Origin of the sequence: Petroclostridium sp. X23 (assembly GCF_030013905.1) — a bacterium.
Classification (GTDB): domain Bacteria; phylum Bacillota; class Clostridia; order SK-Y3; family SK-Y3; genus X23.
On record NZ_CP124862.1, the window covers coordinates 780,111 to 794,033 of the forward strand.

The 13,923-nt window shown below is 39.1% G+C and carries 14 protein-coding genes; 1 reads left to right on the forward strand and 13 read right to left on the reverse strand.

Annotated features, from left to right (window positions below):
* Positions 1-15 precede the first annotated feature (15 nt).
* From rlmN to QKW49_RS03930, 13 genes are all read right to left on the reverse strand, one after another.
* A complete protein-coding gene (gene rlmN / locus QKW49_RS03870; protein WP_282866251.1) occupies positions 16-1,047 on the reverse strand; it encodes a 23S rRNA (adenine(2503)-C(2))-methyltransferase RlmN in 1,032 nt (343 codons plus the stop codon).
* 154 nt (positions 1,048-1,201) lie between these two features.
* Entirely contained in the window at positions 1,202-2,569 is a 1,368-nt protein-coding gene (gene rsmB, locus QKW49_RS03875) for a 16S rRNA (cytosine(967)-C(5))-methyltransferase RsmB (RefSeq protein ID WP_282866252.1), read from the reverse strand.
* A 61-nt stretch (positions 2,570-2,630) separates the two neighbouring features.
* On the reverse strand, positions 2,631-3,332 hold the full coding sequence (locus tag QKW49_RS03880; RefSeq protein WP_282866253.1) for a zinc metallopeptidase: 702 nt from the start codon (positions 3,330-3,332) through the stop codon (positions 2,631-2,633).
* 5 nt (positions 3,333-3,337) lie between these two features.
* The gene (locus tag QKW49_RS03885) at positions 3,338-4,099 is read right to left on the reverse strand and encodes a DUF116 domain-containing protein (protein WP_282866254.1); all 762 of its coding nucleotides are present in this window, start codon (positions 4,097-4,099) and stop codon (positions 3,338-3,340) included.
* Positions 4,100-4,101: 2 nt separating this feature from the next.
* Positions 4,102-5,037, reverse strand: coding sequence for a methionyl-tRNA formyltransferase (gene fmt, locus QKW49_RS03890; protein ID WP_282866255.1), 936 nt, complete (start codon positions 5,035-5,037; stop codon positions 4,102-4,104).
* A gap of 30 nt (positions 5,038-5,067) precedes the next feature.
* Positions 5,068-5,529, reverse strand: coding sequence for a peptide deformylase (def, locus tag QKW49_RS03895; protein WP_282866256.1), 462 nt, complete (start codon positions 5,527-5,529; stop codon positions 5,068-5,070).
* Between the two features lie 11 nt (positions 5,530-5,540).
* Positions 5,541-8,027 carry a primosomal protein N' gene (priA, locus tag QKW49_RS03900; protein ID WP_282866257.1) on the reverse strand — a complete coding sequence of 829 codons (2,487 nt, stop codon included), beginning with the start codon at positions 8,025-8,027 and terminating at the stop codon, positions 5,541-5,543.
* 51 nt (positions 8,028-8,078) lie between these two features.
* Entirely contained in the window at positions 8,079-9,296 is a 1,218-nt protein-coding gene (coaBC, locus tag QKW49_RS03905) for a bifunctional phosphopantothenoylcysteine decarboxylase/phosphopantothenate--cysteine ligase CoaBC (protein WP_349239073.1), read from the reverse strand.
* Between the two features lie 24 nt (positions 9,297-9,320).
* Entirely contained in the window at positions 9,321-9,527 is a 207-nt protein-coding gene (gene rpoZ / locus QKW49_RS03910; protein WP_282866259.1) for a DNA-directed RNA polymerase subunit omega, read from the reverse strand.
* Positions 9,524-10,132: a guanylate kinase gene (gene gmk / locus QKW49_RS03915; protein ID WP_282866261.1), complete on the reverse strand. Its 609-nt coding sequence runs from the start codon at positions 10,130-10,132 to the stop codon at positions 9,524-9,526. The genes rpoZ and gmk overlap by 4 nt, the downstream gene beginning before the upstream one ends.
* Positions 10,122-10,400 (reverse strand): DUF370 domain-containing protein, encoded by a 279-nt coding sequence (locus QKW49_RS03920; RefSeq protein WP_282866262.1) that lies wholly within the window; start codon positions 10,398-10,400, stop codon positions 10,122-10,124. Before QKW49_RS03920 ends, gmk begins: the two co-directional genes overlap by 11 nt.
* Positions 10,401-10,465: 65 nt before the next feature.
* Entirely contained in the window at positions 10,466-11,344 is an 879-nt protein-coding gene (locus QKW49_RS03925; protein ID WP_282866263.1) for a YicC/YloC family endoribonuclease, read from the reverse strand.
* 159 nt (positions 11,345-11,503) lie between these two features.
* On the reverse strand, positions 11,504-11,785 hold the full coding sequence (locus QKW49_RS03930; protein ID WP_282866264.1) for a DUF503 domain-containing protein: 282 nt from the start codon (positions 11,783-11,785) through the stop codon (positions 11,504-11,506).
* A 184-nt stretch (positions 11,786-11,969) separates the two neighbouring features.
* Between QKW49_RS03930 and QKW49_RS03935 the strand changes: the two genes are divergently transcribed.
* Positions 11,970-13,751: an NFACT RNA binding domain-containing protein gene (locus QKW49_RS03935; RefSeq protein ID WP_282866265.1), complete on the forward strand. Its 1,782-nt coding sequence runs from the start codon at positions 11,970-11,972 to the stop codon at positions 13,749-13,751.
* The last annotated feature ends 172 nt before the right edge of the window (positions 13,752-13,923 follow it).

Sequence of the window (13,923 nt, forward strand, 5' to 3'; positions counted from 1 at the left end):
CCCCCTTGAAAACAATTATTTTGTATGACCTCTCCTGAGTTGACCGCATGAAGCATTAATATCACCACCAAGTTCACGTCTCACTGTTGTGGATACACTGTTTTTTTCTAATATATTTTTGAAAAGGTCTATTTGTTTTAAAGTACTTTTTTCATAATCTCTTTCATCCACTTTATTGACAGGAATCAAATTCACATGACATAACATTCCTTTGACCAAACTGCTCAGCTCACGGGCATTTTCAATACTATCATTCACGCCTGATATTAGTGCATATTCAAAAGTAATTCTTCGATTAGTACGCTCTATAAAGATCTTGCATGCTTTGATTACTTCTTCTATAAAGTATTTTTTACTTACAGGCATAATCTTATTTCTAATCTCATTATTGGGTGCATGTAGTGACACCGACAATGTAATGGGCATATTTTCTTGTGATAACTTCATCATCTGCGGAACTAACCCACAAGTGGATAATGAGATATGCCGGTACCCTATATTCAACCCTGCGGGATGATTTACATTCTTCAAAAATTTAATGACATTATCATAATTGTCTAAAGGTTCTCCTATACCCATTAGAACAATATTGGAAATTCTTTCTCCTATATCCTTTTGAATAAATATAACCTGGTCAAGAATCTCTCCTGCTGTTAAATGCCTGACTAATCCGCCAATGGTTGATGCGCAAAATCCACAGCCCATTCTGCATCCGACCTGTGTGGATACACAAATCGTGATACCATGCTTATACCGCATAATCACGCTTTCAATCAAATTTCCGTCATTTAACCTTAACAGATATTTTATTGTGCCGTCTAGCTTGGATTCATGCTTTTCCGCAAATTCAACCTTGCTTATAAAACATCTTTCATCCAATGATTTGCGTAACTCTTTTGACAAATTTGTCATTTCATCAAAGCTGGTTACACCATTGTGAAGCCATTGAAATACCTGCTTTGCTCTAAATTTTTGCAGCCCTGTCTCAGTAAAATACTGTTCTAACTGCTCAAAAGTAAAATCCTTTAGATTGATCCTGTCTGTCAAGCGACTTACTCCCTTCAATTCCGCCGTCGTTATCACCCAGCCATAAATGGATTGCCTCCATGCTAAGCCGTCGGCATCAATTCGCATGCATTCTCAATGATGCCTAAAACTGCCATCCTAGCAGTTTTCCGGCTTAGCATTCCGACAATGCCATTTACGGTTGAGCAGTAACTTGTCGTTTAAGTTTGCATATAAAAAATCCATCTGTTCCATCGATATTAGGATACAGCTGAATGTAGCCCTTTGAAGCCGTTTCTTTTTCTAACCCTGCCGGAAGATGCCCTTTAATGTCTTGCAACTGAAAATCAGGATGACTTTCTAAAAAGTCTTTCACGATTTCTATATTCTCTTCATCCTGAATAGTGCAAGTACTGTATACCAAAAACCCTCCGTTGTTGACATACTTGGCCGATGTATTTAAAATCCTCTTTTGCAAGCTCGTGATCTCTTTCAAATCCGAATCTGCTTTATTCCACTTTATATCGGGCTTTCTCCGGATGATTCCTAACCCGGAGCATGGGGCATCCACCAAAACCCTGTCAGCCTTGTTCTTTAATTCTTCTATTTCTACTGCAGCATCACGTGATTGTATATCTGCAATGGTGATACTTAGCCGTTCACATGCAGCCTCTACCAATTGGATTTTATGATCATGGATATCCCACCCCAATATCTTTCCCTCATTTTCCATTAATTGCGCAATGTGAGTCGTTTTACCCCCGGGAGCACAGCAAACGTCAATCACCAGTTCTTGCGGCTGAGGGTCCAGTATTTTGGATACCATCATCGAGCTTTCATCCTGTACCTGGAATAATCCGTTTTTAAATGCTTTTAACGCATCAATCTTCCCTACCTGTTCAAGGATCAGCGCTTCGTCACAGTATTTTCCCGTCTTCGCAACAACACCTTCCTGCCCTAATATCTCTATCAATGCACCACGTGTTGTCTTCAACGTATTTACCCGCACGCAAAGTTCAGGTATTTGATTATTGGCTTTGCACAAACTTTCAGTAAATTCGAAGCCAAACCTTTTAATCCAGTCTTGTATTAACCACTTCGGATAAGAATACGCCACTTCCAGGTAATCCGCCGGCTGCTTTTTCTTATCCGGATATTTTATTGTTTCTTTATTTTTCGATACGCTGCGCAGCACTGCATTCACATACTTAACAGAAGCATAATGCCCGTATCTTTTTGCCATTTTTACACTTTCATTGCAAGCAGCGGCATCGGGTATTTTATCAAGATAAATAATTTGATAAATCCCTATCCTCAAAACATTTAAAATCCATGGTGAAATCTTATTGATTTTCACCGATGAAAACTGTTTAACAATATAATCAATCGTCAATTTATATTTGATTATACCATAAACCAGCTCAGTAATTAAGCCTCTGTCCACTACTTTATAATCGGTATTTTTTAGGTATTTCTTAAGTGCAATATTTGCGTACGCATCATTCTGTTCAATATCATAGAGTATTTTTAAAGCCGTTTCTCTCGGTGAAATGATTTTGTCCATATTTTTCTCCCAACCTACTAAAAATGCGCTACAATCGTAACGCATTCAGCAATAAATATCATTAATCTCTCCGTCTTCCAACACCGGCAATAAGGAGTAATCTAAGCAAATTCGCAATACCCACCGCAGCAGCAGCTACATATGTAAGCGCTGCAGCGTTTAACACTTTCTTAGTAGGTACCAGCTCTTCGCGTGATAATAATCCTTTGGTCTCCAAGATTTCCAATGCCCTGCTGCTCGCATTGAATTCCACCGGAAGTGTAATCACCTGGAAAGCCACTACGGCAGTAAACATAATAATACCAAAATAAACCAATGGTTCCCATCCTACGATTAATCCCAAAATGGCTAATGGAATTGCCGCTGACGAACCCAGGCTTGCTACCGGCACCAAACTGTTCCGAAAGGCTAACGGCGCATAAGAAACCTGATGTTGTATCGCATGGCCGGTCTCATGGGCCGCAACACCTACAGCACCAACCGATGTACTGGAATAAACCGATTGGGATAACCGGACTACTTTTGATCGCGGGTCATAGTGGTCTGTCAAGTGGCCGTTGGTCATTTCCACACGCACATCATGAAGACCCTGACTATCCAATATTTCCCTGGCAATATATGCGCCTGTATACCCTCTTACATTCCTTACATTCAGATATTTATTAAAAGTTCCCTGCACTTTACTTTGCGCGTATAATGCAAAAAGCACCGCAGGCATGACCAATATAATATAATACATATCAATTCCATATAAATAACCCATAAAACTCACTCCTTTACCAATATCCTTTTCATCGCTTCTTCCAGCTTGTCCACATCCACCCTCGTATTATGGCACGGCCCTTCAGGCGTGGTATTTTCAACCGCAATGACAGGAATGTTTTCAACATCCAGTATACCGCTGATTAAGTCACGGCTGCAAGCTACAGAAATGATAATCTTAGGCTTATTCTCCACGATTGCTTTACGTGCCATGGTGCCACCCGATGCAATACAAATCTTCACTTGATATTTTCCGGCAATATCCAGTATCTTATCAAGATCGCACTTACCGCACCGTTTGCAGTTTGACGGGTCATTCGTGACCTTATGCCCGCATTTTGCCCACTGCAGACAATGAGGAACCAGTAATAATACTTCATCATGTGTAGCCTTTGGGTTGGCGGAATTCACAATAATATTATTCAGATCTACAAAAAAGCCTCTTACGATATTTTTATCAATTTTAATCAACTCTACCAAATCAATTGCTACAGACATTACGATCTTTATAAATCTATTAATAATCAGTGCAAAAAATTTATTAATTCTTCCGTATTTGTAAGCGGTAATTACAATATATATGATCACCGCTGCCAGAAGAATAACCCCCGATATACCGATTAGCAGTACTAACATTATTAAATTATAGGTTGCCTCATCTACATACAAATATACCATTAAAGCTGCAAATAAAACCAATAGAGACAATACTGTAAAGACCCCTGATATTTTTAAAAAGACTCCAAGTCTCTCTTTTTTATAATCCATAGCTACTCCAGACGCTCTCCTATTTGTATAGAATGACCTAAAAGGTAATGATCCACTGTCATTCTTTTTCCTCCTGTGAATTGCAATTCCTTTATAAGGATACATTGTCCGCCTCCGGCTTGTACGGCCAGACCTTTTCCCTTTATATAATCAACAATGGTTCCAGGAGTACTTTTTTTGCAATCGTCACCTATTTCAACCGACCAAACTTTCATGGTTTGCCCCTGGTATTGAGAATATGCCACCGGCCAAGGATTTACACCACGAACAAGGTTCTTTATTTCAACAGCAGACTTATTCCAGTCAATTTTTGAAATAGCTTTATCCAACATAGGTGCATAGGTGGCCGCATCATTTAACTGCGGCTCTCTAGGTGCGGCATTCTCTTTGATTAGTTTAACGGTTTCCTTTAATACCTCTGCTCCTAATACAGATAGCCGGTCGTGGAGTTCACCGGCCGTTTCATATTCACCGATGGTTAACGCCCTTTTTAAAATCATATCACCTGTATCCAAACCTATCTCCATATACATGGTAGTAATACCGGTTTCTTTTTCTCCATTTATGATGCTCCACTGAATCGGTCCCGCACCCCTGTATTTGGGAAGTAATGACGCATGAACATTAATACAGCCATACTTAGGGTACTCCAATATGTAGCTGGGTAGTATTTTCCCATATGCTACTACAACAATCAAGTCCGGATTAATATGTTGTAAATCATCTAAAAATTCATTGTTCTTCAGTTTTACAGGCTGATATACAGGAATACTCTTTTCCAATGCATATTCCTTCACCGGCGGCGGGGCCATTTTATGCCCTCTCCCTTTGGGCTTGTCCGGCTGCGTTACCGCACCTGCAACGTCATATCCTTCATCAACTAAAACACGTAAACAGGGAACTGCGAATTCCGGAGTTCCCATGAATAAAATTCTCATCGCTCACACCTCTGATATGTCTCTTAATCCTTACTGCTCATCCGGCTCAATATACCGAATCACTTTATCAATAAACAGGTTTCCATTCAAGTGGTCTATTTCATGGCATAAGGCCCTTGCCAGTAGTTCTTCACCTATCACTTCGATGACTTCCCCGTGCCTGTTAAGGGCTCTTACGGTCACTTTTGCAGGTCTCTCAACCTCTCCCCACTTACCCGGTACACTGAGACATCCCTCTGCCCCGATCATCTTTCCTTCCGTTGCTACGATTTCGGGATTAATCAGTTCTATGATACCATCACCGACATCTATTACAACAATTCTCTTTAATACACCAACCTGCGGCGCTGCCAGGCCAACTCCATTGGCATGTTTCATGGTCTCTGCCATATCATCAAGCAGCATAAGCACATTTTTATTAATGGTATCTACAGGACGTGACGTCTTTCTTAAAACATCATCGCCTACTCTTCTTATCAATCTCATCGCCATATTTTAACCTCCTAATACATATTTACCGGATTAATATCTATGATCAAGCTAACTCCAATATTATTCCTATCATTATAATGCTCACTTAGCATATTGGCAAGTATTCCTCCAATGTTTTCACTATCCTCACATTTGAGTAATATCCTCCATCGGTGTTTATTTTTGATTCTGGAGATGGGCGCCGGCATAGGCCCCAATAGTTCACCCCATGCTGCACTGCAATGGCTGCCTTTTATTTTTTCCTTCAACTCTACAGCAATCTGCCCAATCCTTCTTTTAACAGCATTTTCATCCATACCGCTTACAAGGATGGATATGATTTGGCTGAATGGCGGATAGCTTAACTGTTTTCTGATTTTGATTTCATTATTATAAAAAGCTTCATAATCATGTGTTTTTGCCATCTGTATGGTTGAATCTTCCGGTTGATAGGTCTGTATAACCGCTCTCCCTTTCATATCACCCCTGCCGGACCTCCCGCACACCTGAGTAATCAACTGAAAGGTTCTTTCAGCCGAACGATAATCATCAATATTTAGCGACATATCCGCCGCTAATACCCCGACAAGGGTAACACTCGGAAAATCCAATCCTTTTGATACCATCTGAGTACCTATAAGAATATCTATATTTTGATCTCTAAAAGTATTTAATATTCTCTCATGGGCAAACTTCGTACGTGTCGTATCCACATCCATTCTGATGACCGATGCCGATGGAAAAAGTAATTTAATTTCCTGTTCCACTTTCTGGGTCCCTATACCAAAATGCCGGATATAACTACTCTTGCACTCAGGACAGCTGCAAACGTTTTTCGCAACAAATCCGCAGTAATGGCAAACCAGCTTATTATTAGACGCATGATAGGTCAGCGATATATTGCAGTGAGGACAAGCCAAAACAAATCCGCAGCTTCTGCATGATATAAACGTCGAAAAACCTCTGCGGTTTAAAAAAAGGATTGTCTGCTGCCCATTCTCTAAATTCCGTTGTATTTCTTCCTTTAACTTGGAACTGAATATCGACTTATTCCCATTCGTCAGTTCCTCTCTCATATCTATGATATCTACCGCAGGTAATGAAACATTATTATACCGTTTTGTCATTTCTAACAGTGTATATTTACCCGTTTGCGCCCTATAATAACTTTCCAGTGACGGTGTTGCCGAGCTATATACTACGACCGCATTTTCCATACGGCTTCTTTTCTCTGCAACTTCCCTGGCATGATAACGAGGTGATAACTCTGACTTGTATGAGTTCTCATGCTCTTCATCAAGGATGATGATGCCAAGATTGTCAAAGGGAGCAAAAATGGCTGATCTAGCTCCTACCACCACATCAACCTGCGAACTTCTTATTTTTTTCCATTGATCATATCTTTCTCCCATGGAGAGTCCGCTGTGAAAAACGGCAACCCTGGAACCGAATCTTCCGATAAAACGCTCCACCATCTGGGGCGTCAACGCAATCTCAGGTACAAGTACAATCGCTTGTTTCCCTTTTGATATTACATAATCGATTACCTGAAGATATACTTCCGTCTTTCCGCTGCCTGTTATACCCCGAAGCATAAACGATACCGGTACATTCTCATCAAATTTTTGTTGAATACATTTTATCACATTTTCTTGTTCTTGAGTAGGTTTAAATGCACTGGTTCTTTTAATAATTGTTTCATCTACCGGATTACGTTCTATGATATGGTCTCTATACTCAATGAGTCCTTTCTTATAAAGAGTATTCACAGCACTGTAGGAACCGTTAGAAAACAATACCAAGTCCGCAAGTGAAACGAACTCATTTTCCATGAGGATCTCTAGAATTCTCGCTTGTACCGGCGCTTTTGCTTTTATCTTTTCCAACTGGTATTCCATTTCTTCATGATCAGCAGCCAAGTACGCTACTTTAATTTTTTTATCCTTCACCATAGCAGCGTAATCATGAACAATATGCACCAATTCTTTTTTTAAAAGTGATTTTATAGATGAACGCAAATTGTTGCTATGCATTAAAATAGCCAGCTCTGAATATTCTACAACTCCATCATGCTTCATGATGGTTTCTATAATTGTTTTTTGCATTGCCGATCCGCTTATTCTTTTTTGGATAACGTCATTACTCAAAGCATGATTTATTTTAATCCATTCTTGAAATTTAAGTCCTATTCCGGGAGGCAGTAACGCCTTTACTGCTTCATAATAAGTACAAAAATATTTTTCTTTAAGCCAGTAAATAAGATATACCATCTTTTGATCAAATAAGGGCATACTGTCAATCACAGTACCAATTTCCTTTAGTTGGGCGAAGCTGCTCTTTTCTACAATGTTGACGACATAGGCTTCTGTTTTCTTGTTTCCTTGACCAAAGGGCACAATGACCCTCACTCCCACTTTTATATCATTGGCTTTTTTAGGGGGAATCAAATAATGGAATATTTTGTCTACACTTCTGGATGTATTATTAATTATCACTTCTGCAATATTTTTTTCTGCCATCAATACACCCCCATTTCGAAAACAGCCCACCCTTTACCGGGTGAGCTCTTTTTAGATGATCCTGTTCTTTTGTTTGTATATCGATAATCCTTTTTCAAGGATAATATGGGCAAGCCGGTCTTTTGCCATTTTAGGCAGCCTTTCCATACTGCCGCTTCTATCGAGTATGGTTACGATATTGGTATCCACCGAAAAACCCGCACCTTGCTGCGATAGGTCATTCGCAATAATCATATCCAAGTTTTTCTTAGTGAGCTTTTCCTTCGCATAGCCTTCAAGATTTTGGGTCTCCATTGAAAAGCCTATTAATACTTGATGTGTAATTCCAGCACCAAGTTCCATTAGAATATCCGGATTCTTAATAAGCTTCATCTCCAAAAATCCTTCATTCTTTTTGATTTTGTTTTCACTGGTTTCTACCGGCCTGTAATCACCCACAGCAGCGGATTTAATAATGAGCGTCGCATCTTTGAAGTGTTCCATCACTGCATCATGCATCTCCAAAGCAGTATTCACCGGTATTGTTTTGATACCTTTGATAGGAGAAAGGTCGGTCGGACCTGTAACCAATATGACTTCTGCCCCACGGTATTTTGCGGCTTTCGCAATCGCATACCCCATTTTCCCTGAGGAATAGTTGGTTATAAACCTTACAGGATCTATAGATTCTCTTGTGGGTCCGGCCGTAACAAGTACCTTATGTCCTGCCAAATCTTTATCATATGCTGCTGTTTCTATGATTCTATCCAGAATATCATCCGTGTCAGCAAGCTTTCCTTTCCCGATATCTCCGCATGCCAGGCGCCCGTATCCCGGTTCAACAAAAAGATAATCAAAATCTTTTAATTTTTGAATATTTTGCTGTACAATCGGATTCTCATACATATTGCAGTTCATCGCCGGAGCAAAGATCACCGGGCATTTAGCTGCCATCACGGTGGTAGAGAGCATATCATCCGCTATGCCATTGGCCACCTTCCCTATGATATTCGCTGTCGCGGGAGCAACAACAAACACATCCGCTTTTTGCGCAAGAGAAATATGTTCAATTTCCCAGGCACGGGGTTTTTCAAACATATCCTCAATCACAGCATTTTGAGAAAGTGACTGAAATGTCAGCGGCTTGATAAATTCACATGCCGAACGTGTCATGATCACATGAACTTCAGCATTCAACTTCTTTAGTTTACTTACCAAGTCTGCGGATTTATATGCGGCAATACCACCGCATACCCCAATCACAACAACCTTCCCCTTTAACACGGTCATCCTCCGTTCATATACTGCAATAAATTATACTAGCGGTTCTTTATTTCTTCTATAAGTAACTTTATCGTCGGCAATCTCGTGGATCGCAACTGTTACCGATTTATCAGAATTGCATTTCACCAGTTTTGGCGCTCCCTGAGCCAGCACTCTTGCTCTTTTTGCCGTTGCAACCACTAGCGTATAACGGCTGTCTACTTTCTCCATTAATTTGTTGATAGATGGATAAATCATATGTCACACACCTCTTTTATAATTTCTGTACTTCTTTCAACTCTGCATGTTTCTGCTGTTATGATTGACTCGAGTTTATTCACCGCATCATCTACCGTATCATTCATTACAATATAATTGTATTTATTAATATGAGTGAATTCCAAACGCGCAGTATTTAACCGTTCATTAATGACTTCCTGCTTTTCGGTTCCTCTGTTGGTAATTCTGTTTTTTAATTCTTCCATTGAAGGAGGCAACACGAAGATATAAATCCCTTCCGGGTATTTACTTCTCACTTTCAGCGCTCCTTGCACTTCAATCTCCAATATGATATTTTTACCTTCATCCAACATGTCATATACGTGTTTTTTAGGCGTTCCATAGTAATTATTGCAAAATACTGCCCATTCCAACAGTTCATCATTCGCGATCATTTCTTTAAATTGCTCACCCGTTTTAAAGAAATAATTCTCTCCTTCAATTTCTCCTGTTCTGGGCAATCGGGTAGTTGCAGAAACAGAAAGAAAAACATTCGAATTTCTTTCAACCAATGTCTTACATATTGTCCCCTTTCCTGCGCCGGAAGGACCGGATACAACGATTAGAAGACCCTTATTCTTCATCCTCAATGGCCTCATCTTCCACAGGAGTAGTATCCTTGGCAGTCAATCTATGTGCTACTGTTTCCGGCTGCACAGCAGAAAGAATAATATGGTCGCTATCTGTAATGATTACTGCTCTTGTTCGTCTGCCATAAGTTGCATCAATCAGCATCCCTCTATCTCTTGCTTCCTGTATGATTCTTTTAATAGGAGCAGATTCCGGGCTCACAATAGCTATGAGGCGATTGGCTGATACGATATTGCCAAAACCGATATTTATTAATTTCATTATGTGTTCCTCCTACTTCGTTTTATTATATGATTTTTGACACAAAAGTAAAGAATTATGATTCGTTACTCAATATTTTGTATTTGCTCCCTGCATTTTTCTATTTCGGCCTTTATTTCCACTACCCGTTTAGAGATATATAAATCGTTGGCTTTAGAGCCGATCGTATTGATTTCTCTATTCATTTCCTGAACAAGGAAGTCCAGCTTTCTTCCTACTGCTTGACCACTCTTTAATATCTCCCCTAATTCCACCAAATGGCTTCTTAACCGTACAATTTCTTCTGTAATACTGGTTCTATCGGAAAATATAGCGACTTCGGTCAGCAGTCTGTTTTCATCAATCGCAACATTATTCAGATATTCTTCAATACGCTGCTTAATCTTATTACGGTATTCTTCCACAACCTGAGGCGACCGCACTTCTATTTCATCTAACTGGCTTGCGATATATTTGCCTCTCTCAATTAAATCTTCCGATAGCCGTAGCCCTTCCCGTTCTCTCATGGCTATAAAATCCTGCACAGCCGGTTCTAAGGCCGCTTGAACCGTTGCCCATAATGCATCCTGGTCTTCTTCCTTTCTCTCCAGTTTAAGAATATCATTGAATCTTGCAACATTGCATGCACTTATATCATCTTGCAGTCCAAACGCGTCTTTCATCTGCCTTAATGCATGAATATAACCGCTTGCCAGGGCTTCATTCAAAACCACTTGCTTATCATCATCTTCTTGGGATTCAATGGTTAGAAATACATCCACCTTCCCTCGGGAAATATATTTCTGTAAGTATTCACGGACTTTATCCTCAAGGAAGCTATAATTTCTGGGAACGCGAATAGAAAAATCAGCATATCTGTGATTTACGGATTTCATCTCTATTAAAACTTCCTTGCTGCCAACTACCGCTTCGCTGCGCCCGAATCCTGTCATGCTTTTAATCACAATATGTACCACCTTATTTATTTTAATATGTTTATATTACCAAAAGAACATGTATTATAAACATTTCTTATCATGAATCATCATGAAAATAATTCTAATTCTTAAAGTATTATAACACAAATTGCAAAAATTAAAATATAATTTTTACAGGAAAATATATTAAATAATTTCGGTAGAATAATCAACAATCACTACCCTGCCGTCATTTTCAATAAAATTGATGATTTTGGACAGCATACTATTGGCATGCGCTGTATCATTAGAAATACAGCAAAAGCCCAAAACACTGTACTGCCATTTATCCTGCGCATCTACCTCTGCGATGGACACATTGAAACGTGATTGTATCCTGTTTATAATACTTTTGATAATTTGTCTCTTTTCTTTTAAGGAAAAGATTCCTCCGATAGATAAATCCACCTGACCTGCACCAATAATCATAATTGCTACATCCTTTTAAAGATTTCTATATTTATCATTTATTTTATCAATAAATACTGCAATGTCAATAATCCTTTTTAAATAGCCTATACATTTATATGTTTTTTTATTATAATGCTATTGAATGGTTCACAGGTCACAGTTCACAGTTCACTGTTCACAGATTAGATTTAGGAGTGATTTAATGCCTTTAGATGGTATCGTAGTAAACTGCCTGGTTCATGAATTCAATGACAGGCTTTTAAATGGAAGAATTGAAAAAGTGTATCAGCCTGAAAAGGATGAATTAATGATATTGATAAGAAATAAAGGGAAAAATGAACGCCTGCTGCTCAGTGCAAGCTCTAACCATCCAAGAGTTCATTTTACAGCGACCAATAAGCCTAATCCGGCTGCGCCTCCTATGTTTTGTATGCTTTTAAGAAAGCATTTAACAGGTGGCAAGATCATAAATATTGTTCAACCTGATTTTGAGAGAATCATACATTTTTATATAGAGGTGTATAATGAATTAGGTGATTTGACGGTTAAAAATCTCATCATTGAAATCATGGGACGTCACAGCAATATCATCTTGGTTGATTCAAACGGCAAAATCATAGACAGCATCAAGCATGTAGGGATAGATGTAAGCAGCGTAAGACAGGTAATGCCCGGTTTGACTTACTCACCGGCCCCTTCACAGGATAAAAAGAATCCTTTAGAGTGTAAAACAGATGATATCCGGCAGGTTTTAGAGCAGCAAAGCCAAGGGCTTAAAGTAGATAAATGCTTGCTGAATAACTTTATGGGCATTAGTCCGCTGATTGCCCGAGAACTATGCTTTCGTTCACTAAAAAGCAGTGATTTTTATATAGGTGAACTGGAGCAGCCCCAACTTAAGTTAATATCCGATGATACTGCCGGACTATTTGATCAAGTAAAAAGAACCGAGTTTTTCCCTGTTCTTATTTTTGACGAGAAAAATGAGAAAGTTATTGATTTCTCTGCATTAAATATTACTCAATATACGAATTATACCATTCGTAACGAAGAATCAATCAATCAAGTGCTTGACTTTTTCTATTCGGCACGCGATCATCAGGAACGACTTAAGCAAAAACTGTCCGATCTTGTCCGAATAGTGAATACAAATTTGGACAGATGTAAAAAGAAACTGTCTATACAGCAGCAAAAGCTTGGCGAAGTATCCAACAGAGAACAACTTAAAATTTTCGGAGACTTGATTACAGCCAATATATATAGAATTCATCAAGGCCTTGATCATATAGAAGTAGAGAATTTCTACGAGGATGACTGCCCTGCGGTGACTATTCCTTTAGACCCGGACCTAGTACCTTCAAAGAACGCCCAAAAATATTTTAATGAGTATACACGAGGAAAAAATGCCGCTGCTGCCGTCACCGAGCAAATGCGGCTAAACATCGATGAGATAAACTATTTGGAATCCATACTGGATATTATGATGAGAATCAATAGTGAACAAGAGCTTCATGAAATAAGAGAGGAACTCATAGAACAAGGTTATCTCAACCGTAAAAACAAATCAAAGAAGAAAGATTCGGCTGTTCGTTCCAAGCCCATGCATTTTGTCAGCTCGGACGGTTTAGACATCTATGTTGGGAAAAATAATAAACAAAATGACTATCTCACGCTAAGATTCGCACAAAATGAGGATATCTGGCTTCATACCAAAGATATTCCCGGCTCCCATACCATTATTAAAATGAACGGATGGGAAAACTTGCCCGATAATACATTGATGGAAGCTGCTTCACTGGCCGCATTCTATAGTAAAGGCAGAATGTCTTCCAATGTAGCAGTGGATTACACGGCTGTAAAAAATGTCAAAAAACCGGCCGGTGCAAAACCGGGAATGGTGATTTACGTGAATAATCGAACCGTTTATGTTACTCCTAAAGAGGAGTTGACTGAAAAGTTACAGAAAAAAATAGTAGAAAACTAAATGCAATATAAATTATATCGGGCAGATGATTGTTCCAATATTGTCAACTTAATATTGTAAATTGTGAAAATCCATGCTACCATACTATAAATGAACTAATATCATCTGAAACGGAACGCCACAGGGGGGCGTTCCCTACGAATTATGCATAATAATTTAAATCAAATTCTAA